The following is a 23873-nucleotide window of genomic DNA, read 5'->3' on the forward strand; positions in this document are numbered from 1 at the left end:
TGGGTGCCGCGAGCCGTGGGCTCAGGCGGCCGGCTCGACAGCAGTCGGCCGAAGGTTTCCGGCTCAACTGACAGTGCGGGTGGACCAGTAGCTCAGAGGGCCAGCGTGGTGGCGAGCCGGCGGGCCTCGGTCACCAGGCGGCTGGCGCCGCCGCGCGCCACCACGTCGGCCAGCCCCGGTACCGGGGTGCGTACGCCGGTCGCGGCGGCCGTCTCGGCCGCCAGGGTGAGCAGGTCGGGTGTGCCGCGCGGCGGGGTCGGCGCGGTCAGCAGCGGCGGCAGCGCGGCAGCGAGCAGCCGCCAGATGCTCAGTCGGGCGCCGGCCGCGACTGCGTCGCGCAGCGGCGTCGCCGCTCGGGTCAGCGTCACCTGGTTGTCCGCCGCCAGTGCGCCAAGATGCCCGCCGACGCCTGGGGCGTCGAGCTCACTGGCTGCCGCCAGCATCAGCAGGGCGTCGAGGGCCGCCACGCGGTCTATTTCGTGCCGGGCGCACAGCCCGTAGGCCAGCGCCAGGTTGAGGGCCGGACCGCCTGTGCCGGTGCATTCGGCGAGCATTGGCAGGACCATGGTGGCATCCCGAGCGTCTTCTTGGGCGACGCTGGCGATGTCGGGCAACAGGTGGGCGGCGACCAGGCCCCGGTGCCCTGGAATCAGTGCCGGCCACAGGTCGCCCCAGCCGCCCTGCCTGCGCCCGATGAGTTGTGCCGGCACGGTGAGCAGCCCGAGCGGGTCCGCCACGCCTTCGGGTGGGCTGCTCGCCACGACGGTGCGCCGGGGAGGTAGCCGGTCGTAGCCGTAGTCGTAGTTGCCCATCCGCTCTCGCCGGGCGACCGTCACCATGCGGTGGACCGGCGCTGGTAGGGCGTCCCCGCGGAGCCAGCCGGCCAGCTCGCCGCCGGCCGCCGTGCCGAGCGCTTCGGCGCGGGACGCCAGCGCCTCGTCAACGCCAGCGGGGAGCCGTAGTAGTGCCTGGGTGAGGTCCCATCGCCATACCGGGCGGTCGCCGAGGGCGGCCAGCCGTTCGTAGAGCGCGGTCGGGTCGAGGGCTCCGGTGGCCGACGTGGGGGCGGCCAGCAGCCCGGGGTCGTCCCGCCCGTCCAACCGCTGTCCGACTTCTGCGAGCCGGGCGCAGTACATCAGTGTGAGTGCGGAGCGGCGGGGCGGCGGGGCGGTGGGCCGGTTCCGGAACGGGCGCAGCGTCCGGGTCAGCGACTCGCTGAGGATGCCGGACCACTGGTCGCGGCGGGTGGCTGCCTCGGCGGGGGCGGCGGCGGCCAGCAGGACGCCGTGCATCTGGACCGACAGGTTGAACACCGCCCACATGTGGTCGTAGGCGCCCACCTGCTCGCGGCGCAGCACGGGTAGCAGGGCGGCCGCCAGCCGATCGCGTTCGGTGGTGGCCAGCCGGACCAGACCGTCCAGGACCCGCTCCACGGCCGGCGCGGGCCAGCGCCGGCCGAGCAGCCCGGACACTTCCTCGACCAGCTCGTCCACGTCGGTGATCGGAGGCGGGGCGGCTGCCGGCTGCGGAGGTTTCGGCAGGTCGTCACCGGCCGCCGTGACAGTGACCGTGGTAACTGGCTGGTGACCGTGTCGCTGCGCCAGCGTCATCGCCCGGTCCCGCAGGTCGGCAGCCGGGTGCTCGGCGCCCACGGCGAGGATGTCGGCGATTTGCGCCGCCCGCTCGGGGTGCTGCCGGGCGAGCCGGTCCAGCCAGGACAGCTGCGCTCGCACCAGCGCCTTCTCCGGCCGGGGCAGCACCGTGCGGGCCGCGTCCGACAGTGACTCCAGCTCCACGGCGTCGCCCAGCTCCCGCAGCGCGCGCTGTGCGTGTGCGGCGACCGGCCCGGGTGCGTCGGCGAGCAGCCGCAGGTAGGCGCTCGCCCGCGCCGCCACCTCGTCGGGGGTGGGTGCCAGCTGCTCGTGCAGGGTGAGGAACGGACGCAGTGCGGCGGGTCGGTCCCCGCGCAGCAGCCGGCCGAGGATGCCGTCCAGCAGCGCCGCGCGGTCGAGCCGTCCCTCGGTCGCCAGCGCGGCTAATGCCTGGGGCACTGCCTGCCCGTTGCCGCCGGCCGTGAGGTCGGCGCCGAGGCCGTCGACTTCGAAGAGCCGGGGCAGCAGCGCGTCCAGGAACGGGTCGGCGCGCAGCCGGTCGAGCAGGGGCGGCTGTGGGGGGTCGTGGGGTCGCTGCCACCCCATCGCGTACGCCCAGCCGGCGACGAAGGCGTCTCCGGTCGGTGGTGCAACCTTCTCCGCCAGCAGCAGCCCGGCGGTGAAGTGCCAGCCCTCCCACGGTTCGCGGCGGCGTAGCCGCTCGGCCAGCCGGTACGCCAGGTCGGCCAGCCAGGTCACGCCCCGCTGCCGGGCGGCGGCGACCACCGGCTCGGGATCGACGTCGCGCAGCATGACCGACCGCCGGCCGAGCAGCGTGGAGGCCTTCGTCGCGGTGCTCAGCGTGCCCACGGCGGCCACCGCCAGGGCAGTCGCCTCCGTCCCCCACCACCAGTTGTCCCGCCGACGTCGGACGTGGGCGATCAGCTCGTCGCCGAGCGCCCGCCGGGCCGCCTCGTCCAGCCCGTGCAGCACCGACCGGACAGCGGCGACGTCGCCGCGGACCAGGGACTCGAAGAAGATCGTCACCGCCCCACCTCCGCCGGTGCCTGCACCATGGCGACCGCGAGGGCGTGCTTGCACGGTCCCCGCTGTCCCTGGTGCCGCCCCCACCACCGACAGGAGCACGTAAGACTTCCGTCGGGCTGCCGGCGTACCCGGTACTGCTCGTCTCCGCTGCGTACGGTGGCGTGCTCACCGTCGGGGCGGACCGCGTCCTGCTGCACCAGCGCCCGCGCGGCGACCAGGCGGGGGTTGTCCCGTTCGGCCCGGCCCGCGTCATAGGGCATCACCCGGTGGAAGTAGCCGCCCTCGGCGACGTCGTAGCCGACCCGCCCGGCAGTGCCGAGCTGGGCCAGGGCGGCGCGGACCCGGTCGTCGGGCAAGCCGGCCGCGTCAGCCAGCGCGGCGACGTCGATCGTCGGGTCCCAGGACAGCAGCGCACCGACCAGCTCCGCGTCGTCGATCACCTCGTCACCGGCGAGCGCGAGCAGGGCGGCTCCCTCGCCGGAGAACCCCCGGTACGGCTCGGGAGACAGCGTTACCGACAACCGCAGCGCCCCGGTGTCCAGCTCCCACGTGCTCGCCACGGCCGGCGACCCCGCACGCACCGTCGGCCCGTACACCCGCAGCGTGCGGGCGTGTCGGAGCAGCCCGCGCAGCGCCGTGAGGCGCCCCGCTCCGGCCAGACAGACGGCCCCCGGCGCCGGCCGCGAGGTCAGCCGGAGGGTACGCCCGGCCGGTACCGCCCAGAGCACCGAGCGGTCACCGGCTCCGGGTAGCCGGCGCAGGAACGCCGCCGCCTCGGCGGCGGGGATCTCGGCGCGCGGTTCGAACCCGGCGGTGAGCACGTGCACTTCGGCGAAGCCGCGCAGCCAGCGCCCCGGCAGCGGAACCTTGCGCTCCACCACCGCCCCGTCGATGGTGGAGACGGTGAGATCGTCCGGGCCGACGGCCATGTGCAGCGGTTCGATGCCCCCCACCCGGGCGAGCGCCTCCCGCAGTGGCGGGTTGACGTCCACGTTTGTGGTGCCGTGCCCGACGATTTCACCGTCGAAACCGGCCGGGACCACGTCCATGCGGGCGTACACCCCGCAGCAGCCGGAGAACGACTCGAAGCGCAGCCGGTCGCGGCTACCGGTCACCACCGGGTCCAGGCTGGCAGGGCTGACCGGCTGGTGGTAGTGGGTTCGGGCCACCTCGGCGACGGCGAGCAGGCCGGCGGCCGCAGCTGCTGGAGTCGTGAGAAACCCGGAGAAGAAGCGCGGGTTGGCCGCCGGGCCACCGCATGTCTGCAGGGCCAGGCCAGCGGCGCGCAGGGTTGACGGCTGGAGGTATCGGTACGTCTGGACGGCGTTCACGGCGCACACCGTAGGGCGAGCGACCGACATCATCACCGATACCAGCGCCGGCCGTGCTGCAAGCCGAACGGACGCGGTTTAGGAATGGAGTACGGCTCAGTCCGCGTGCGGCCTTCTGACCTGCCGCGACGGTTCCCGCTCAGCCGCTCGCTTACGAGATCAGTCCGTGAATAGTCCGTGGCGTTCGGGCGATCGCTCGAGTGAGGATGAGAGCCACTGTCGAAGGAGGTAACCCACGGTGTGCGCCGAGCGTACTCCCCAGGTACCGGCTGGAAGCGCGTACGGCCGATGAGCGAGCCCGCCGCCAGGGTCCGGCCGAATACCTCCGTTGACGACCTTGCCCGGCATGACCTCTTCGAGTCCCATGACGGGCACGACGCCTTCCTGGTCGACCTCTACGCCCTTTCGGCAACGTCCGGAAACCACCCGAGCGGAGAAATTCAATGGCCATTCCGAAGAAGGGCAGCCGCCTCATCTCAGTCGACGGCATCACCTATCGCTGGCGGATCCGCCCGAAGCCCACGTACAGCCAGGGACTGGCCGAGACGACGTTGACCTACGCCGTTGAGCTGGAGCAGGCTCCGGGCTCGGTACTTGTCGTCACGACCGACTCCCCGCGACCGGACAACTGGATCGTGCCCTCGGGGAAGGCGGTTCGTCCGACCGGAGTTGCGGACACCATCCGGGCAGCGCTCCGGCAAGGCTGGCAGCCGGACCGACCGAGGCCGGTGATGCAGATGAGCGCTACCGCCAGCAAGAGACTGGCCTCGGCTGAGACGTCAGAAGCCTGAGCAGCAGGCTTCAGGGCCTCCGAGGTCATCAGCTCGATCCGCGTGCGGCTGTCCGCGTCGTACGCCTCACCGCCACCGGCCCGAGAGGGCCGGTGGCGGATCCAGGTACCGCCGGCTCACCGCGCGCCTGAACCACGTACTCCGGTGGCATGCCGCACAGCCGAGCGGCAGCGATCGCCCTGCCCACGGCGGCGGGTGTCCACCTACGCGATCGTCACGGTGTGGCGGACGTTGGGTGGGAGGTGGACTACATCGATGGGTTGTCTAGATATGAGGATGCTGCGTCCTCGTGGGGGTGCTGTAGTACCTGGCTGCGGCTCGCATGGACTCAATGACTGTGGATCCGGGGTAGTAGCGGCGGTCGGAGTACAGATGCCGGTAGCAGGCCCAGTAGCTTGCTACGCGCTGAGCTGTGAGGGCGACGAACGACGGGTTCGCGGCGAGGACCTGTCCGTAGACGGCGTGCTGTGGGGTCCAGGGATCATGGATCTCGACAAGCTCACGGTGGATGTCGAGCACGATCTCCAGGACATACTCTCCGACTAGCCGGACCACAAACGGGACCACCCAAGGCTCATTCAACCTCAGAACGTGCTCAAGCCGTCGCTGCCGCACCCGACCGTCGTGGTGACGCGTATAGAGGCAGTTGAGGATCGCCGACTGGGTCGGTGACAGATCACCCTCCACATTGGCTTCAGGTTCGGCGTGGTACATGCGGTACGGGATGACGACCGGCTGCCCGTCAACGGTGACACGGAACGGCATCGCCGGTTCTAGGCTGGATGGGGGTAGGAGCTTCAAGACGGCCTGTACGTCTCGCTGAAGGTAGGCGGGGAAAGCGGCTGCCAGTGAAGGCGCGGTAGGGGCACTCAGCGCTGGGCTTGACACGGTCGGACCGTACAGCGTTCCAGCCATCGGCACTGCCCTACAGCAGGCTTCCGGCGTCACTGCCCTTCGGCAGTAGGCGCGGGGCTGCTCAGCCAACCGATGAACGACAGGTACTGCCGGAGTCCGTCCGGGATCGGCCCCTGCTGGCAGACCCATTCGTCCGCCAGGGTCGCGACGAGCAGCTCGGTCCGCTCGAAGCGCAGCTGGAGCCCACCGACAGCCGGAATCGTGCTGTACCCCTGGATGAGTCCTATGTCAACGAGACATTGCCCAACCACGTCGCCGAGCAGGTCTGTGGGTTGGACCGGTCCGACCACCGCCCGCCCTCCTGCATGTCGTAAGACGAGTAGGGCTCTTCCTCGGTGAGCTTCAGCAGCTCACCACAGCCGTGGGCCATGATGGCTGGCGCTTTCTCGAAATGCAGCCAGAGATGCAGCAGAGCGTCAATTCCCGTCACCGGCTGTTCGCCGAACCAGTGCCTCGCCTCGGTTACCGCAAGCAGGCGTCGGCCCAGGAGCGGGCGAAGTAGGGCACCAACGGTCATGGGATCCGACACGGGCGCACCATAGCAGCGCCAGACCGCCAGTTTGGAAGATCGTTCTCGGCTATCGTGACTTGTTCAGAGTGCCTGGTCAGCGACCGGGTCGTGTTGCCCGATCATGACCGCTGATGACCGCCTGAGACGCCCACTACTGGCACGCGGCCGGCACGGTTGTGCGGTGGGCTCGCGGCCGTCCGGCGGCGTACGGCCCACCGCCCCTGGCCGTTCGGGGCGGCGGCTTGCCGTGTCGCCGGCTCTCCGCGCGCCTGGACCGGTACCCGGTGGCAAACCGCGGAGGGTGCGGCAGCCGAGAGCCCTGACATCAACGACGGCCGGCCACGCTGGCGCTCGTCACGGCCCAATTTGCTGCTCACGACCATTCCGAGGTCTGGCGCGATACTCAAGGACCGACCCCGTGGGTTGAACATTTGGGCCCAACGCGGTCAGTAGCAGCACGGTGCCGATCCCGGCTCGGAGTGCGCCAAGTGCTGGGCGTGGCGTCCGTGAGGTTTGCTAGCCCCAGGAGGACGTAGAAGCCCATGCTCACGGTTCGCTGCGGCGTAGCCGCTCGCCCAGCCGGTACGCCAGGTCGGCCAGCCAGGTCACACCCCGCCGCTGGGCCTCCGCAACGACCGGGGCGGGGTCGGCATCCCGCAGCCAGACCTTCCGCCGGCCAAACAGTTGCCCCAACCATCCTTGCGGTACCCACGGCGGCCACCGCCAGGGCGGTCGCCTCCGTCCCCCACCATGGTATCCCGTCGGCGCCGGACGCCGGCGATCAGCTCGCCGCCGAGCGCCAACCGCCCGGCTCGAGCGGTCGTCAGCTCCGGTGCGCTGGTTCCCGCGTTGAGAACGTCTACCGCGTGTTCTGCACGTCGAGGCACCGACCGACTGGAGAAGTTTGCACCTGGCGCTGGTGCCGCGTGGGACCCACGAGTTGATTGCCTTCCCGTACGGTAGTCGTGCTCGCCTTCACGGTGAGCCACGGGGACGAGTCGGTTGGTGATGGAGTCGGGCATGCAGCAGCACGAGAGACGGAACCTGCGCCTGTCTCTGGCCAGCCTGGATGCTCTCGGTTCCGACGCCGAGCTGCGCGCGCAAGCCGAACAGGTCCGCCGCGAGGCGGAGACCCAGCCGGCACCCGACTCCCCGGCCGGCCACGACCAGACCGGCTCGATTACGGTGCACACCGACCGTGAGGGTCATGTCAAGGATGTGGCCGTGCTGCGTGACTGGCGCGCACGGTTGACCCCTGGTGAGGTACCGGACGCGCTCTTCGAGGCGTATTCGGCCGCCATGCGGGCGGTCGTTGAACTGGCGGCGATACGTCGGCTGACGGACGACCCGACGGAAGGCTCTCCCGCAGCGGCAAGACCCGGTACGCGGTACGACGACGAGCTTGACGAGCACCTCTGGCTGCGCCGCACCTGGCGCACGCTGCACGAGATCGACGCCGACCTGGAGCGGTTGGCCCGCCAGCCGGACATGCCAGTGGAGAAGACGATCACCAGCCTGAACGGCTGCCTGACGCTGCATCTGCGCGGTTCCGGCATCACGGCCATCACGGGCTCGGTGGAACGGATCGGCAGGCTCGACGCCGGTGAGCTGCGATTCGAAGCTCGCTCCCTGTTTCAGGCCCACGCCCTGGCCAGCTCACGCGCCGATCACGAGGGGGACCGATGAAGGAACTGCAGGTCATCACCGACGCTCTGCGCGACGAGGGTGGTAAGTGGCTGACGTTGTCGGACCGGATTGCCGTCCCGAGGGCCGCTGCGCAGCAGCTCACTCTCGACAGCTCGGCGTTCTTCATCGGCGATGCCAACACCCATGTCCACGCGGCGGCGTACCGGAACTTTCAGTCCTTCATGGTCGAGGTCCTCTCGGGCGCGGTGACCGAGTTTGAGCAGATGGGCGGCGCGCTGCGTCGGGTCGCCGACGAGTACGACCGTGCCGACGAGATGGTTTCGCTGGATCTCAACAAGATCTACTCTGCCTGAGCACGAGGGGACGAGCGGGTGCAACCGGGAACCACCGATATCGAGTACGGCGAGCCGTTCAACAAGGCCTTCGATCAGATTCGCTCCGGCATCGACGAGGCCGTCGGTGAGTTCAACCAGATCGTGGAGCGCCTCAACGACTGGAGGTGGCTGCTGGGACCGGTCACCGTCTGGTGGATCAAGAGCAACCTGGACACCGTGCGTGGGGCGCTCGACGCGGTGCTCGACCGGGTCGACAACGCCCTGGAGCATCAACTTCCGGTGCTGTCGTTGATCAACATCAGCTTCCGGTGGGTCAACGATGTGAAGACTCCCGTGTCTGACCTGTCATTCGTCACCACTGAGCCGGTGAATGAGAACCTGGCCAAGTGGTCCGGTGACGCGTCCAGCGCCTACCAGGCGAAGGCAGGCAAGCAGAAGGCCGCGGTGGACGAGACCGTGCTCAAGGCGGAGTTCATCAGTCAGTGGCTGTTCAAGATCGCGAAGGCGAACGTCGACTACGCCGTCCAACTCGCCAAGATCGTCACTTCCCTGGCCGGCAAGCTGGCCCAGGCCGCGAGCGAAGCGGCGACCGTCTTCGCGCTGCCCTGGGCCGTCGAGACGCTCGCTGATTCCGTCGGCGATCTCGTCCAGGCAGGTCTGGACACGCTGCTCACCATCGGACAGCGGTTCGTCGACGCGGTCGGGAACGTCCGGGACATCGCCACCCAGGTCGGTGACTACTCGAAGCTGCCCGGTGGCAAGTGGCCGGAGGCCGTCCGCGGCTGACCTCGCGAGGTTCGGGTGCCGGCAGTTACAGGTACGCGACTCGGACCTGCCACAGCCGGGCGCGGATGGCACCGGGAGCACACAAGAGTCACCGGTCTACGGGCTGGCTGCGTGACCGGTCGTTCTCGCCCCACGCCTCATGTGCTGATCGACGATTACTCGTACCTGGCGGCGGAGGTCCCTGCTGCTCGTGTTGCTCATCCGTTCCGCCTCGAGGACGGCTTCGGTGAAGCTGTCCGGCTCGCGTGGAGGGGAATTGCGGATCCGTAGGTTCTCCTCGGGCGGCAGGCAGAAGCCCAGCATGCTGCAGAGTTCGTCGAGGAGTCGCTGGACATCTGACGGCTGGGGGTCAGGGCGGTCCATGAGGTTGAGCGTGTCGTCTCCTGTCGGAGATGCCAGCCCTGTCGACGATGGTCCTTTGCAGAGCAGCAGGACGGATCAGGCGACCGGAACGGCGGACCGGGTCGCCGACAGGATCGCTACGGCTTTGGCGGCGAGGGTCGCCGTCGGGGTGAACGAGTCCCCGCCCACTGCCAGCCACACCTTCACCACCAGGTTGCCGGTGCGCGAGTGCACCATGTACTCGGCGTACTTGAACCCCGGCGTGGACTGCTTGGTGAAGGCCTCCGCCTCCTCCCCCACGCCTGTGACAGGACCCGCCGGCGCCATGCCGGTCGCCTGCCGCGTCCCCCGATACAGTCTCGCCGCCTCCTGCGCGGTAGCTGGGGTCGACGCCTCCACGCGCAGGTTCGCCTCGTGGCCTGTCTTGAAGTGACCCCTATGGGCCGGACACCTCGATGTCTGTTAAGGACTCGTGGTGGATCTTCTCGTAGGTGTCGGGGCTGACGTTACCCAGACGGCTGTGCCGGCGGCGAGGGTTGTAGAAGCCTTCGATGTAGGAGAAGACCTCCATCTCCAGCTCGTGTCGGCTGGGCCAGGCGCGGGTGTAGACCAGCTCGGTCTTCAAGGTGGCGAAGAACGTCTCGGCCAGGGCGTTGTCGTAGCAGTCGGCCACGGAGCCCATCGAGGCGAGCACGCCGCAGGAGCGCAGGGTGCGGCCGAACTCGAACGACGTGTACTGCGTCCCGCGGTCCGAGTGGTGGATGACCTGGTCGCGGGCGGGTCGGCGGTGCTGGATGGCCATGCCGACGGCGTCGAGGATCAGCTCGGTGCGCAGGTGATCGGCCATCGCCCAACCCACGACGCGGCGGGAGTAGGCGTCGACCACGACGGCGAGGTAGAGGAATCCTTCCCATGTGCGCAGGTAGGAGATGTCGGCGACCCAGAGCCGATTCGGGGCGGTCGCGGTGAACTGCCGCTGGACCAGGTCCGGCGCGGTCGCCGTGGACGCGGCCTTGCGGCGGGGCTTGCCGCGCCGGCGTCGGTGGGCGCCCTCGATGCCAGCCAGCCGCATCAGCCTCGCAACCGCCTTGCGGTTCCATCGGTGGCCGCGTTCGTGTAGCTCGGCGGTGAGCCGTCGGGCGCCGTAGACGCCGCGGTGCTCCGACCACGCCTGCCGGGTGACCTCGACGCGCTGCTGGTCGTGGCGTTCCCGCTCGGCGGCGCGTTGGCGTCCCTGTCGAACCCAGTCGTAGAAGGCGCTGTGGCCGACGCCGAGGAGCCGGCAGAGCAGACGGACCGGGTAGGTGGTCTTCTCCGCGGCGATGAACCGATACACCTCGGCCCGGTTCACCGCTCCGTCTCGCGTGCGAAGAAGACCGCGGCTTTTTTCAAGATCTCCTTCTCCAGCTCCAACTGGGCCACCTGCCGCCGCAACCGCAGCAGCTCGGCACGCTCATCGTCGCTGAGCAGCGACGACGACTGGCCGCCGTCGCGTTCCTGGCGCAGTTGGGCCACCCAGTTGCGCAGCGTCTCGTGGTTGACCCCCAACTCCCTGCCCACGTCACGGATCGTGCGGCCGGAATCCAGCACCAGCGCCGCGGCCTGACGCCGGAACTCCTCGGGGTACTTGCTCTGTCGAGCCAACGCGGTTTCCTCCTCCTCGGCAGGATGCCAAGTCAGGAGGTGTCCGGTCTCAGGGGGTCACTTCAGTCTTGGTCCGCATCTCGAACAGACACGCCGCCCCAGGCCGCCCGTTGGGCGGTCTCGCGTCGGTCCGGCGCACTGTCAAGCCCAGGTCGGCAAGCGCACCCACATCCGTACGCGCACACAGATCCAAGCCGGCGGCGTCGTAGGACGGAGCACCGGTCGAGGACGATGTCTGCGGAGCATCCGACGGCGTCGTGGCCGCAGGCGTTGGTGCCGCAACCGAGGATTCACCGCTGCTGCAGCCTGCCAGGGCCAGCGCAGCAGTCAGCGTGACAACGAGGAGAGGCTTGCGGTACGGCGCGGACACGAGCACGACGATACCCGCGGTAATCGGGCAGCACTGTCCGTGCACCCGATGATTAGGGTGCGGTCATGGCCGCCCAGGAAACCGCTGACCACATCATTCGCACCCGCGCTGTCACCGCCGACGCCATCCTCGCCAACCGCGCCGACCTACGCCCCTACCCCTACCGGCTCATCTCCATCGTGTCCCACCGCGGCATTGGCGGAGACCAGGTCACCCAAGCACTGGCCGCCGCAGAATTGCTCGAAACCTTCGGCTGGCAGCTGGTCAGCGTCTCGGAGTTCGCCAGCAGCAGGATCGTTCACGCGATCATGCGGAGACGCTGACCGCCGCTCGGCGCCTCCGACTGCCCTCGGCGGCCGGCGCACCCGAGCTTTGCCAGCACCTCCCATCGAGCAGGCCAGGATGTGCAGAATCCGTGCGCTGCGTCCAGGCGGGTCCACGCATGTCTCTGACGTCGGGCGCTGATCCGTAGCGTTCGTAACCGGTCCTTGGCGTCGACCGGTGTTGCCGCCGGCAGCATCACAGCCTCCCGCGTCCTGGGCCCCGCCGGACTGCCAACATAAGAATCGCACCAGATCGGCTGTAAGCGCCCTCCGGCACCTGTTCGACGAGCTCTCGCGTGGCCTTGTTCGCTTGCTCGCCGCCTAGAGTCGGGCCGTAGAGTTGGGACCTATTGCCGCCGGCACCATGATGGTCTGTGCCGTGGTTGGCTGCGTCGCCCTCGTAGGCGTTGTGGCGCTGCCAGCCATGTGGTGGCCAGGGAAGTGGTAGCCGCGCAAGGCGGAACCGACGGTAACCGGTGCATTACGAATCAGGATAAGCGATCCGGCGAGCTGCGCGAATGGGGCTGTACCAGCGGAGATGCCTCTTGATAGCTCTCATCGCTCCCCCGCCGTCTTGCAGACCAAATGCGGACCCCTCGCCGCGCAGCGTTTGTGATCGGATAGCCAGCCATGGGGTGGGATGAGTGCCTGACAGAGTTGCTGGTCCAGCTCGGTGATCGCGGCCTGGTCGCCATGGTCAAGATGGACGGCGAACGCCAACGGGGCCGCTGGACGGTCCTGGTGTCAGGTAGCCCGCTGGGCGGGGAATTCGTGTGATGGGACGGCGACGACAGGAACGACGGGCTGTCGCGGGTGACGGCCGAGCTTCAGGAGTTGGTCCCGGGGCTGCTCGACTGAGCGACTACGGACACTGATCATTCCGGCTCATCGACCCTATCCATGCTTGGCTTCTCTACGCCTCCGCCAACTGATCTCAGCGTGCTGGTTACGGCAGATCCGACACCCTTGCAGATCTCCCGATCACATCTACCTGCCCTTGGTGTTCGTCGCGCGCCACGTTGGCCAGCTCTGCGGCCAGCTGTCTGGCCAGTTGTCGGTGATGGCGGCCGGCGCGATCCCGGCAAGGGTGAGCACATCGCGGCTGAGCCGTTCGGCGACATCAATTACATCGGTTGCGGTAAGTGCCATCCAGTAGTCGAAGCGGTGATCGACCGCGTTGTTGACCAGCGCCTCCGCAGACTCCATCGGCATGCCGGTAGCAGTGAGAAACCATTGCAGAACCATGCGGCACCGGCCCTGCCAGCTGTCGTCGTCGGCGACGGGGGCGACGGTGGTCCTGATCAGGTCCGCGATAGCGGACTCCCAGGTGGCGGTGAGGTCGCCCGGTCCGGCGGCTTCTGCCGGATCGAGCAGCGGCAGGAACCGGTCGAATCGCTCGGCGATCCCTTCCAGCCACCGGCGCCAGGCCAGTAGCGAGTCGGCGGCACGAGCCGGCGCCTCGGCAGGCGGCGGGAAGCTGGTGATCCAATCCCACTGTTCCCACTCGTCGGCTCCCCAGTACCAGCGGTAAGCCCATGGCCCGAAGCGGTCCGACAGCACGGCGCTGATAGCTTCGGTCCATGCCCACAGGTCGGACTGCCCGGCCGTGGGGACCACTGTCCGAACCAACGCCGGCACCTCGATCGGGTCGAACGGGAATCGGGCCGGGTCGACCTCCGCCCAGGTTGCCAGCGCCGGCGGTGTTTTCGGCCCGTCGTTCGCCATGGATCGGCATCCTGCCTACCGGTCAGCCTGGTGTCCAGCAGGTTCCTCGCACGCTTTCTCGTCGACTCGAGCAGCGACCTGGAGCAACTTCAGGACCAAGACATCTACGTGACCGTCACCGGAGGCCCTACTAATACGACACGACCGTCATGACGCTCCAAGCGATCGATGCAGCACTCCGCCAGTGGACACAGACGGGCGAAGCCGCCGGCGGAAGCTACCTCTGGTCGACGGACCTGGTCATCACATCCTGGCCAGGCATCACCGCGATGATCGAAGCGATCGACGGACTTGTCCGCGAAGGGGCCCTGCACGTGCTCACCGCGTCCCGGCCGCGGATCGTGCGCCACATCGGCGTGGTGATGCACGCCGTCGGCGCGGTGCCGGACGGGCGACTGCTGGCGGTGACGCTCATCGAAGAGACCGACGACAAGTACTTGGTGGTCGGGGCGCGATGGCTCAACGAGGACGAGGCGCAACCGCTGCGCAAGTTGATGGAAAGGGGGCGGGCGATGAGCCGAGCAGAGGACATCAGGGCGCAGGAGCCGCTGAACAGCCAAGACTGGTCCGACGCGGTGGTCGACGATACGCCGCCGACGACGAAGGTGAGCATGTCCGCCCGGTACCCGAGCCACATCGCCCGCCGGATCATGGCGGACGCGGAGGCCCGCGGCGTGAAGCCGGGGGCGATCCTGCGAGAGATCGTGGAGGCGCACTACGCCGCGCTCGACGCCGCCGGCGACGAGCCGATCACCGTGCGACCCGCTGACGTCGTCCGCGCGCTGGCCCAGGTTGCACTCCGGGAGCGTCCCGCCGCCGCGTAGCGCAGCTGCATGGGTGGCGTTACATGGTGAGCACCAACCCCACGAAAGCTCGTGGCCCGGGGCGCCAATGGACCGCTTTTCGCCACCCGCTGCGGCAACCGCCTCAGTCAGTTTCGGCTCAGAAGCTACCGGCGGGCCATCACGGGCAGGTCTGCTCGTACGGCAGGTTGGGCACATGGCGCGCCCACTCCTGGCGGTCGAGTCCTCGACCGGCCCGGGCGCAGGCCTGCGCCACCGGGTTGACCTGGGCGTCAGTGATCTCGGCGAGGGTCCATAAGTAGACGAGCTTGTCCGCGCCGCCCGTGGCCAGGGTGCGGCTGTCCGGGCTGAAAGCGACACTGAGAATGACCGCCCGCTGGCTGCGAGCGGCGATCAGCCCCTGCGGCCGGGCCGGGTCACTGACCTCCACCAGGGCGGTCGTCTTGTCGTTGCCACCAGTGGCTAGGTGGTGCCCGTCCGGGCTGAACGCGACGGCGCGCACCCAGCCGCTGTGGTTGGGCAGCGGCGCGCCGATCACGGTGGGTTGGGCCGGGTCGCGCACGTCCCAGAGCATCACGCTGGTGTCGAGGCTACCGGTGGCGAGGGTGTTCCCGGTCGGGGCGAAGGCGAGCGTGGTCACCTGACTGGTGTGGGCAGTGAGCCGGCTCAGCTGGCGGGGCCGGCTGGGGTCGCCCACCGCCCAGAGCGTCGCTGTGCCGTCGAAGCTGCCCACCGCCAGGGTTTCGCCGTCCGGGCTGAACGCCACTGCGGACACCCCGGCCAGGTGGCCAGTGAGCGCGCTGAGCCGGCGGGCCGCCGCGGGGTCGGTGACGTCCCAGAGCGCCGTCGTGCCGTCCCCGCCGCCGACGGCGAGCAGCCGCCCGGCGTCCCGGTCCGGGCGGAACGCCAGCGAGGTCACCGGCCCGGGGTGGCCGGGCAGCCGGGCCAGTTCCCGGGCAGCGGTGGGGGTGCCGACGTCCCAGAGGGCGGCGCCGTCCTGGCCGCCGGTGGCGAGCGTCCGCCCATCCGGGCTGAAGTCCACCGCGTACACACCCCGAGGGTGCGCAGCCAACTGGCCGCGCCGGCGTGGCTGGGCGCGGTCGGCCAGCTCCCACAGGTTCGTCCGGCCGTCCGCGCCGCCCGTGGCGAGCAACCGACCGTCGCCCCGGAACCGGACCGCCCGGACCTCCCCGTCGTGATCGCCCAGCCGGTATCGGGCACTCAGCCCGGCACCGGCGCCGGCCCGCCAGAGGACCACCGTGCTGTCCGCGCTCGCGGTGGCCACGGATTGCCCGTCGGGACTGACCGCGACCGCGTTCACCCAGGTCGTCCGCGTCAGCGGCACCAGGGTCGACCGGACCGGGCGGGCCGGGTCGGTGACGTCCCATCGCTGCACCGAGCGGTCCGCTCCGACGCCGATCACGTACTGGTCGTTGCGGCCGGTGAGCCGCAGGGCGCGTACACCGCCGGTCGGCCCGGTGAGGTGACCGAGCCGCCTCGGCCGGACCGGGTCGGTCAGCTCCCACAGCAGGATGCCGTCCCCGCCGCCGCTGGCCAGCCGGCGGCCATCCGAACCGAAGCCGAACGCGCCGACGCCGTCATGATGACCGGCCAACTGCCCGACCCGGCGGGCGCGTACGACGTCCCAGACGAACGCCCGGCCGCCGAGGTCGCCGCTGACCAGCACCTGCCCGTCCGGGCTGAAGGCGACTGCGCTCACCCAGCCGGAGTGACCGGTCAGGTCGGCGGCCCGCCGTGGCCGGGTCGGATCGGTCACGCCCCAGAGGGTCAACCCGCCGCCGCCGTCGCCGACGGCCAACTGGCGCCCATCAGGGCTGAACGCGATGCTGGACACCACGGCCGGCTGGCTCGTGGCCGTCGTCGCGATCCGGCGAGGCTGGGCGGAGTCGCCGACGTCCCAGAGGGCGATCGTGCCGTTGGCAGCGCCGACGGCCAGGGTTCGCCCGTCCGGGCTGAACGCCACCGCGTCCACCCGGGGCGTGCCGTCGAGTTCACCGGTCTTTCGCATCGCGCCGGGATCCCAGAGCAGCACCCGGCCGTCCGCGCCGCTGGTCGCCAGCATCTGGCCGTCGGGACGGAACGCCAGCGCGGTGACCGCGCCCCGGTGCCCGGCCAGGGTGCCAGCGTACGGCGCGAGCAGGGAGGCGATAAGGCTCGCCGTGCTGGAGCGGTCATGGTGCAGCCGGTCGGCGGCGAGCGCGAGCATGAGCGCAAGCTGCGGCGCGTTGTCCCGCAGGTTCTCTGCCTGGTCGAGCAGGGCTCCGGCGGTGGCGGCCCGTTGCTGCTGCTGGGCCTCGCGTTGGCCGAGCACCGCCAAACCCGTCGCGATCAGCGACGCGAGCAGGAGGAGCACCAGCGCGCCGGTGGTGACCCGGCGGGCGAGCTGGCTTCGTCGCTGGGCGCGGACGCTGCGGTCGAGGAAATCCGTCGCGGCGGCTGTGAGCGCCGGATGGCGCTCGGGGTCGGCTTGCCACCGGGCAACGGCGCGCACGGTGGCGTCGAGATTGTCCCCGACATAGAGGTACGACGCGTTCCGGTCGTGCTGCTCCCAGGTGTCGGCCGCGGTAAGGAGCTCGTGCTGCCGGGTACGGTCGGCGCGGTCGGAATCGAGCCAGGTGCGCAGTCTCGACCAGGTGGTCAGCAGGGCGTCATGGCTGATCTCGATGCCGTGGTCGGCCGCCATGAGCAGCCGTTCCCTAGTGAACGCGTCAACGACTGTATCGACCCGACCGGTCTCGCCGCAGAGGCGGTGCAGATCCGCCCGGTCGAGCCGGCGGCGGGCGAGGCGGCCGTCCCGGGTGGGGACGGTCAGGCTGGTGAACACCTGCTGGGCCGTCGTGCGCAGGTCGTCGTCGAGGCGCCCGTACACAGCCTCCGCGCTGGTCTGCACCGCCTCGGAGACACCACCGGCGCGGCGGTAGCCGAGCACGGTGAGGCGGTCTCCCTCACGATGCTCCCAGGTGACCCGCATCGCCTCGGACAGCAGCGGTAGGACGCCGACGTCGAAGCCGCCGACGCCGCGCAGGTCGTGAAGGACCGCGTCCAGCAGCTCCGGGGCCACCGTGACGCCGGCCTCGGCGGCCGGGCCGGCGATCGCTGCGGCGAGTTCAGACTCGCTCATCGGGCCGACCGTGAAGGGGCCCTGCTGGACCGCCTCGCGCAGCTCTGCAGCCGCCATCAGCGGGTCGAGGAAGTCGGCCCGAACGGCCAGCACCACCAGCGCCGACGGCACCTCCGTCGAGCCGAGCGAGGGCCGGGCCATCGCCTCCAGCGCCCGCACGAACGCCAGCCGATCGGGCTCCGCGTCGGCCGGGTCCGCTGCGGCGAGCGTGAACAACTCCTCGAACTGGTCCACCACCAGCACTAGGCGGGCCGGGTCCGCCCCGACGGCGCGCAGGGCCTGGGCGGCGATCAGCGCGGCCCGATCGGGATCGTCGTGCAGGGACCGGAGCACCGACCCCGCGTCAAGGCCGGCGAGGTCGGCTAGGTGCAGGGCGAGTTCGCGTAGCGGGGACGCCGTCGGGGTGAACACCCGCCGCGGCCAGGCCGCCGAGCCGGCCGCCAGCCGCCCGACGGCGAGCTGGGGGAGCAGCCCGGCCCGCAGCAGCGACGACTTACCCGCCCCCGAGGCACCGATGACCAGCAGCGGGCCGCCCACCTCCAGCTGCTCGGCCAGCCGTTGCAGCAGCCTGGCCACCAGCTCGCGGCGACCGTAGAACACCTCGGCGTGCCGTTCGTCAAACGGGGACAGTCCGAGGTACGGATTGCCGCTCCATCGGGCGGCAGGGCCGGCATCGGTCGCCCCGGGAAGGCGGGTCCGGGCCTCGACCCGCTCGACGGTGTCCAGGATTCGCCGCACCGACAGCGCCAGCTCACGGGAGCGTTCCTGCTCGACCCGCCCATGTTCCCGGATGCCCCGCAACTCCTGCTCGATTTGCCACACCGAGTCGCGTACGGCGGCGAGGACGAAGCCGAACTCGCCGAACTCGCCGCTCAACCGGGACAACGATTCAGCGAGCGCGTGCTGGAGCTCACGGTCGCCCAGCTCCACTGCGGTGCGCAGCGCCACCTCGATCGCGCCCACCCGGCCCAGCAGCTCAGCGGCCTCGGTACGCAGCTTCCGGGACTCCTCGTCCTGGCTGGCGAAGGCGGCCTCGATACGCTCCGCGAGGGCCCGCTGCAGCCGCACTGGGTCCGGTTGCCCACCGTCGGCACGCAGTCGCTCAGTCAGCCGGGTCAGCACGTCGGTCAGCACGTTGGCGCCGACCGAGCCCAGCACGCCGGCGCCGGCCAGCAGCACCGGTCCGGCCACCGTCCCGGCCGCCACCACTGGCACCACCGCACCGGCGACCAACAGCCCGACCAGCGCAGGTGCCGAAGCTCGCCGCAGGGTGGAACCACTACGTCGCACGGCGTCCGCAACGGCGGAGCGTGCCGACGAACCTCGGTCCGCCCCCGGCGGGCCACCCCCGTGGTAGGTCATCGATGGCACGATATCGAAGGGTGTCCGTCCGATCAACGCACGGTAGCGGCGACCGTCCGCGCGCCGTTCGTGTACGCCCGCCGGAACGACACACCCGATCCGGTTACTGGCGCTCAGTAACGTTCGAAGACGTGGCGACGCTGGATCTCGAAGCGGAGCGGGCTGATGTCGTACTCGATCTCCCCCCAGCTTGCGCACGACGGCGAAGCCCGTAAGTCCGGTTTCTTCGCTGGCCTCGCGCAGCGCCGCGTCCGCCGGGCCTCACCCGGGTGGACGCTGCCGCCCGGCACCTGGATGCCTACCTCCTCGTAGCTGAAGTGGGTGTGCCGCAGGACCTACCCTTACCTGACGGTTACGGCCACCGCGAGATCAAGGACTACGGGGTGCATGATCACGATGAGCTGGCGCCGGGGGTCTGGACCTGGCTGCAAGCCTGGTACACGACTCAGTGCGATGGCGAATGGGAACACGAATACGGCATTCAGATTGAGACGGTCGACAACCCCGGCTGGTCGGTCCGCATCGACCTTGGCGATACGGCGCTGTCGGGGATGCCCTACGAGAGGCAGGAGCTCCATCGCAGCGAGCACGAGTGGGTCATGACCTGGGTCGAGAAAGACCAGTTCCGGGCAGCGTGCGGACCAGTGAACCTCGGCGAGGCTCTACATCAGTTCCGGCGGTGGGCCGAAACTACGACCCGCGAGCCCGGGCACCGGCTTGACCAGATGTAGAAGCGTCTACTTCACCGGCGGCTGGCCGGGTCCCCCGTGTCGGCTAAATGCCCGATCCAGGTCGTACACGCTGTCGGTTCTGGCCCCGGTTGGCTGGTCGGACGTCAGGGACGTGCAGCTACACGCCCGATCCCTGGCTTGTTTCACCGGGGTGCGCGAGTGCTGCGTGGTCAGGCTGGAGGGCGGTCGCCAACTGATCCAGGCCCAGCGAACCCAGTTCCAGCGCTCGGCGATGGAATGCGCGCCGGTCGCCGGGGAAGGACGAGCGGCCGGCCAGCCACACGCGCTCGCCCACCTTGTAGGCCAGCGCCTGTCCTGGCCGGCCCAGGTAGCGCCCGAGTTCGGCGGAGGCGTACGGCCCTTGGTGACAGCGGCCCCGCAGCAGCTCCAGCGCAGCGTCCGGCGTCCACACTGCTCCGTCACCGGAGGGCATCGGCAGTCGTAGGTGCAGGCCGATGTCGAGCACAATCCGGGCCGCCCGCAGGAGCTGCATGTAGAGGTGTCCCAGTCGCGCGCCCGGCTGTTCGTAGAGCCCGAGTTCGTCCATGAACCGCTCCGCGTACAGTGCCCAGCCCTCCTGGCTGCCGGAGAGGCCGCCGAGCAGGTTCAGCCGCTGCCCGAGACCTCCCCGGCAGACCTCGGAGCCGAGGTGGAGGTGGTGGCCGGGGACGCCCTCGTGGTAGGCGGTGCTGTAGGCGTACCAGGTGGGGAAGCTGGCTGCGTCCTCCGGGAGGGACCACCAGACCCGACCCGGCCGCGTCAGATCCCGCGTCGGCCCGATATAGGCGGTGCCGGACGACGTGGTCAACCGCGACTCGATGTGCCGCAGCGGGGCGGGGATGTCGAAGTGCACGGCGTCCAGCCGCTCGATGGCGGTCTCCAGCAGCTCCTGCAGCCACGCGGCGAACGCCTCCCTGCTGTGCAGGGTGCCGGGTGCGTCGGGGCCGGCGAGCCAGGCAAGCACCTCGGGCACACTCCCGCCCAGGGCCTTCGCTTCCGCGATCAGCTCCGCCTCTGTCGATCTGAACTCGTCCCAGCCCCAGTCGTACAGCTCGTGCAGGTCAGGCTGGGCCGCGAGGAAGGTGCGCACCCAGAGGGCGTACCGCTGCTGGCCGAACGCTTCCTCGTCAACGGCCCGCGGCGCCAGGTCCGCGGTCAGCATCTGGGCCAGTTTCCGGTACGCCTCTCGCGCGTCCGCCGCTGCAGCCTGCAACGACGCCCGCTGACGCCCCTCGCCGTAGCGGTCCACCAGGGCGACATCGTCGTCGATCCAGTTACGGCAGCGCTGCGTCACGAGCTCTACCTGACGCCGCGCCGGCACATGTCCGCGCTCCGCGGCGAGTAGGAGGCTGCGGGCGTACCCGTCCAGGGCCGTGGGGATCGCGGCCATTCGTGCGCCGACACGAGCCCAGCCCTCCTCGAAGGCCGCATCCTCGGCGTCGCGGCGGGGAACCGCGGCCTCGACGGCCTGGCGGATGAGCTGAAGCGGACCGGTGGCCGCCGCGTGCAGTTCGCGCAGGTCCTCCCCGGCGTCGTGGAAGGCGATACGGGTTTGCAGCCGTTCGGCGAGGTGGGCGTGCAGCGGGGTCGCGGCCGGCAGCGCGTCACCCGAGATCTCGAGCTCGCGCAGGGCGCGGGCCGCGAGGTCGGCGCGGGCCTGGTGGCCCTCCGGGCTGTAGTCGGTGAGCCCGTCGACATCCTGCTCGCCAGCGTCGACGACCGCTGTGCAGGGGTCGAGGGCGGCCATATCGCACAGGAGCCGATCCACGAAGCCCTCGATCATGGGGGCAATGCTAAGGCCTTGCCCTAGCTGTACTGCTCTGGTGTCGCATCCACCGGGTGTCCCGCCGGCGACACCCGCTTGGCTGTCAGAGTGCGGACACGCAGGTCGGGACTGTCGCATGAATAGTGCACACTGCCGGGGGTGAAAGCCTCTCGGCCCCAGAAGCCCCTCAACCCCAAGGCCGCCCTCCTCGGGTTGATGCTCGGCGTCGTGGCCGTCATCGTGTGCTGCGGCGTCATGTTCGGCGACGACGACGAGAAGGACAAAGTCTCCGCCATATCGACGAGCGCCCCGGCCTCGACGAGCGCCGCCCCGCAGCAGCTCGCCTCGCTCGCGCCGTCCCCCTCGCCCACCCGCACCGCCTCGCCGAAGCCGTCGCCGAGCGTCTACTACGCCGACTGCGACGCTGTCGCCGATGCGGGCCTATACAGAATCACGAAGGGCTCGCCCGGGTACCGCAAGGCCTTGGACCGCAACGGCGACGGCATCGCCTGCAACCTCAAGGACGACCCGGACTACGTCGATGACTCTTCCGGCGGCGACTCCAGCGACGTGTACTACGCGAACTGCTCGGAGGCGCGAGCGGCCGGGGCGGCGCCGCTGCACCGTGGCGACCCCGGCTACTCCCGCAAGCTGGACCGCGACGGCGACGGTACCGCCTGCGAGTGATGTCCGACATGACAACGCATCGCGCGTCTGATCGTGGATTTCGCATGGCAGGTCACCCGGGCTGCGGCTCGTCGTACCTTCGCGCGTCACACGAGGATTTGACCTTTTGCTGATAGTCGAGACAGCCGGGAGTACACGGACCGTATCGTCGAGTGAACGAGGGCGTGACGAGGTGAGGAGGCAGGGTGGTGGCAGTGAGGATCGCGACCTTCAACGCCAACAACCTGTTCTCTCGCTGGTCGTTCCAGGCCGAACTTCCCCGAACTGTGGCGCATCTTCCCCGAGCCGAGATCGCCGCAGAAGCCCCCGATGCAGTGAGTGCTCAGGGCAGTGGGCAACCGTCGGTGGTCGAGGTGGTCCTACCTGACGGCACCCGCATGAGCGGAGTCCTGCGCACCTTCCGCGGCAAACTCGTCAAGGGCAAGGATCCGAAAGCCCGCGAATGGATCGCCCGACGCATCGCCGCTCTGAACGCCGATGTGTTGTGCCTGCAGGAGGTCGAAGACCAGGACGCCCTGGACACGTTCCACCGCGATGACCTACGCCCTCTTGGTGTCGACTACCGCTACCGCGTAGTCGTGGAAGGCAACGACCCCCGCCGCATCGATGTCGCCATCTGCTCCCGGCTGCCGATCACCCGCATCAGCTCCTGGCGGTACTGGCCCGACCGCACCGGCGAACCCGTGTTCGGCCGTGACCTGCTCCAAGCACAGATCACCACCCCGGACGGCACAGCACTACACGTCTTCGTCAACCACCTCAAGAGCAACTTCATCGCCGACGAACACACCCTCACCCCCGCCGAGATCACCGCCGCCCGCCACGCGATCAACCGACGACGCACCGAGCAGGCCACCGCCATCACCCAGATCCTGCGCCGACAGCGACTCACTCGCCGCATCGTGATCACCGGCGACCTCAACGACACACCCCACGCCGCCACCCTCACCCCCCTACGCCAGGCGAACCTCACCGAACAGATCCACCAGGGCACCACCACCGCCGGCCCCGACCGCAACGGCCACCTCATCGACGACGCCTTCACCGACCTGTCCCCCACCATCTGGACCCACCGCCACCGCGCCAAAGGCATCACCACCTTCGCCCTCTACGACCAGATCTGGACCAGCCCCGACCTGACCGTCACCACCGCACACGTCATGCGCCGCACCCAGATCAGCGGCGACGGATCCGACCACGACCCCGCATACATCGACCTCGCCCTGGCCTGACGACCACGAGGACCACGCAAGCCTTGGCCGGGGCCGTGTTTCGCGCAATCGGGTCGGCCGGGTTGGCACGAACAGCCCTGCCGCGCTGTCCGCCGCGGCCGGCCCGTTGAACCAGTCGGCCACGTCGTCCCCGACGTCTATCTACGTCGTGTCGTCACACGACCTCAACCAACCTCCCTGGGCAGTACACCTAGCACGCGATAACGCCGCAGTCGTACACCTGGGGCAACCGCCGGTGATCACCCGCCTTGGGCCGAAGGGATGTCGGATAGCCGACCCGACACGGCCAGCAGCACCCCGGCGCGCCCCCGCAGTAGCTACCCTGCCGGGAACGAACCGCACCCGGCTACCTCGCCGCCGCCTTGGCCGCCCCGCTCGCTGGACGGCGGCGAAGGGCTCACCGTCGACTCGTCGCCCATCGCCGCGCCATCCAGAGGCCGGGGTTGTCCGAGGGAAGGGCTAGCGTCGCGAGCGTTCTGTTGTCCGGCTGAGGAGGGGATCATAAGTGGCAGCAGCGCTTAGTCATGTGCCAGCCCAATTCGGGCTGACAGATTCACCTCTTCGCCGAGCAGAACCGGCCCCGTGGATTGCCCCGCTGCTGGCGCTTGGTACTCGCGCTGCGCGCTATGCCGATGCACATCTCGGCCGGCAACTCATTGTCGCCATCTCTGTTCCCCGCCGTGACTTCGCTGCCGTGCTCATTGGTTGCGGATGGGTGGTGGCTCGCCCGGCGCAACCGCTACGGCCTCCGATGGAGATTCTTCGGGAGACCGTCCCCGGCGCGTTAGTCCG

General features: G+C 69.8%; 20 protein-coding genes. 9 read left to right on the plus strand and 11 right to left on the minus strand.

Going from position 1 to position 23873, the window contains the following annotated elements; all coding sequences use genetic code 11:
* Positions 1-92: 92 nt before the first annotated feature.
* Positions 93-2639 carry a hypothetical protein gene (locus tag GA0070614_RS02470; RefSeq protein ID WP_088974457.1) on the minus strand — a complete coding sequence of 849 codons (2547 nt, stop codon included), beginning with the start codon at positions 2637-2639 and terminating at the stop codon, positions 93-95.
* Complete coding sequence (locus GA0070614_RS02475; protein ID WP_088974458.1) at positions 2636-3970, minus strand: SWIM zinc finger family protein; 1335 nt, start codon at positions 3968-3970, stop codon at positions 2636-2638. The genes GA0070614_RS02470 and GA0070614_RS02475 overlap by 4 nt, the downstream gene beginning before the upstream one ends.
* A 443-nt stretch (positions 3971-4413) precedes the next feature.
* On the opposite strand from GA0070614_RS02475, the gene GA0070614_RS02480 reads away from it, so the two are divergent.
* Positions 4414-4761: a hypothetical protein gene (locus tag GA0070614_RS02480; RefSeq protein ID WP_197701403.1), complete on the plus strand. Its 348-nt coding sequence runs from the start codon at positions 4414-4416 to the stop codon at positions 4759-4761.
* 264 nt (positions 4762-5025) lie between these two features.
* Here GA0070614_RS02480 and GA0070614_RS02485 read toward each other — a convergent pair whose 3' ends face one another.
* From GA0070614_RS02485 to GA0070614_RS30075, 3 genes are all read right to left on the minus strand, one after another.
* Positions 5026-5526 (minus strand): hypothetical protein, encoded by a 501-nt coding sequence (locus GA0070614_RS02485; RefSeq protein ID WP_088974459.1) that lies wholly within the window; start codon positions 5524-5526, stop codon positions 5026-5028.
* A gap of 373 nt (positions 5527-5899) precedes the next feature.
* Positions 5900-6205, minus strand: coding sequence for a hypothetical protein (locus GA0070614_RS30900; protein ID WP_231933484.1), 306 nt, complete (start codon positions 6203-6205; stop codon positions 5900-5902).
* A 528-nt stretch (positions 6206-6733) separates the two neighbouring features.
* Positions 6734-6880: a hypothetical protein gene (locus GA0070614_RS30075; RefSeq protein ID WP_157744896.1), complete on the minus strand. Its 147-nt coding sequence runs from the start codon at positions 6878-6880 to the stop codon at positions 6734-6736.
* 327 nt (positions 6881-7207) lie between these two features.
* Between GA0070614_RS30075 and GA0070614_RS02495 the strand changes: the two genes are divergently transcribed.
* Genes GA0070614_RS02495 through GA0070614_RS02505 form a run of 3 tightly spaced genes read left to right on the plus strand, consistent with a single transcriptional unit; the run spans position 7208 to position 8955 of the window.
* On the plus strand, positions 7208-7873 hold the full coding sequence (locus GA0070614_RS02495) for a hypothetical protein (protein WP_157744897.1): 666 nt from the start codon (positions 7208-7210) through the stop codon (positions 7871-7873).
* Positions 7870-8187: a hypothetical protein gene (locus tag GA0070614_RS02500; RefSeq protein ID WP_088974461.1), complete on the plus strand. Its 318-nt coding sequence runs from the start codon at positions 7870-7872 to the stop codon at positions 8185-8187. Before GA0070614_RS02495 ends, GA0070614_RS02500 begins: the two co-directional genes overlap by 4 nt.
* Positions 8188-8205: 18 nt before the next feature.
* On the plus strand, positions 8206-8955 hold the full coding sequence (locus GA0070614_RS02505; RefSeq protein WP_088974462.1) for a hypothetical protein: 750 nt from the start codon (positions 8206-8208) through the stop codon (positions 8953-8955).
* A 438-nt stretch (positions 8956-9393) separates the two neighbouring features.
* On the opposite strand, the gene GA0070614_RS30905 is transcribed toward GA0070614_RS02505, so the two are convergent.
* The 3 genes from GA0070614_RS30905 to GA0070614_RS02525 form a co-directional block, all read right to left on the minus strand.
* Positions 9394-9597 carry a hypothetical protein gene (locus GA0070614_RS30905; protein ID WP_231933485.1) on the minus strand — a complete coding sequence of 68 codons (204 nt, stop codon included), beginning with the start codon at positions 9595-9597 and terminating at the stop codon, positions 9394-9396.
* Positions 9598-9733: 136 nt separating this feature from the next.
* On the minus strand, positions 9734-10633 hold the full coding sequence (locus GA0070614_RS02520; RefSeq protein WP_231933480.1) for an IS3 family transposase: 900 nt from the start codon (positions 10631-10633) through the stop codon (positions 9734-9736).
* 11 nt (positions 10634-10644) lie between these two features.
* On the minus strand, positions 10645-10941 hold the full coding sequence (locus tag GA0070614_RS02525) for a transposase (RefSeq protein ID WP_157744885.1): 297 nt from the start codon (positions 10939-10941) through the stop codon (positions 10645-10647).
* Between the two features lie 435 nt (positions 10942-11376).
* On the opposite strand from GA0070614_RS02525, the gene GA0070614_RS02530 reads away from it, so the two are divergent.
* On the plus strand, positions 11377-11634 hold the full coding sequence (locus GA0070614_RS02530; RefSeq protein ID WP_088974464.1) for a transcriptional regulator: 258 nt from the start codon (positions 11377-11379) through the stop codon (positions 11632-11634).
* A 987-nt stretch (positions 11635-12621) separates the two neighbouring features.
* Here GA0070614_RS02530 and GA0070614_RS02535 read toward each other — a convergent pair.
* On the minus strand, positions 12622-13359 hold the full coding sequence (locus tag GA0070614_RS02535; protein WP_088974465.1) for a hypothetical protein: 738 nt from the start codon (positions 13357-13359) through the stop codon (positions 12622-12624).
* Positions 13360-13508: 149 nt separating this feature from the next.
* On the opposite strand from GA0070614_RS02535, the gene GA0070614_RS02540 reads away from it, so the two are divergent.
* On the plus strand, positions 13509-14183 hold the full coding sequence (locus tag GA0070614_RS02540) for a hypothetical protein (RefSeq protein WP_088974466.1): 675 nt from the start codon (positions 13509-13511) through the stop codon (positions 14181-14183).
* A gap of 139 nt (positions 14184-14322) precedes the next feature.
* On the opposite strand, the gene GA0070614_RS02545 is transcribed toward GA0070614_RS02540, so the two are convergent.
* Positions 14323-18519, minus strand: a complete 4197-nt coding sequence (locus tag GA0070614_RS02545; RefSeq protein WP_172892350.1) for a WD40 repeat domain-containing protein — start codon at positions 18517-18519, stop codon at positions 14323-14325.
* Positions 18520-18935: 416 nt separating this feature from the next.
* Here GA0070614_RS02545 and GA0070614_RS02555 point away from each other — a divergent pair, with 416 nt between their 5' ends.
* On the plus strand, positions 18936-19397 hold the full coding sequence (locus GA0070614_RS02555; RefSeq protein WP_231933486.1) for an immunity 53 family protein: 462 nt from the start codon (positions 18936-18938) through the stop codon (positions 19395-19397).
* 118 nt (positions 19398-19515) lie between these two features.
* Here the strand turns inward: GA0070614_RS02555 and GA0070614_RS02560 are convergent, their stop codons facing one another.
* Positions 19516-21180 carry a DUF885 domain-containing protein gene (locus GA0070614_RS02560; RefSeq protein WP_088974468.1) on the minus strand — a complete coding sequence of 555 codons (1665 nt, stop codon included), beginning with the start codon at positions 21178-21180 and terminating at the stop codon, positions 19516-19518.
* A 210-nt stretch (positions 21181-21390) separates the two neighbouring features.
* Here GA0070614_RS02560 and GA0070614_RS30910 point away from each other — a divergent pair, with 210 nt between their 5' ends.
* Together GA0070614_RS30910 and GA0070614_RS02575 are read left to right on the plus strand one after the other, a co-directional pair.
* Positions 21391-21849 carry an excalibur calcium-binding domain-containing protein gene (locus tag GA0070614_RS30910; RefSeq protein ID WP_231933487.1) on the plus strand — a complete coding sequence of 153 codons (459 nt, stop codon included), beginning with the start codon at positions 21391-21393 and terminating at the stop codon, positions 21847-21849.
* Between the two features lie 194 nt (positions 21850-22043).
* On the plus strand, positions 22044-23081 hold the full coding sequence (locus tag GA0070614_RS02575; protein ID WP_157744899.1) for an endonuclease/exonuclease/phosphatase family protein: 1038 nt from the start codon (positions 22044-22046) through the stop codon (positions 23079-23081).
* Positions 23082-23873 lie beyond the last annotated feature (792 nt).

Origin of the sequence: Micromonospora coxensis, from assembly GCF_900090295.1 — a bacterium.
GTDB lineage: Bacteria > Actinomycetota > Actinomycetes > Mycobacteriales > Micromonosporaceae > Micromonospora > Micromonospora coxensis.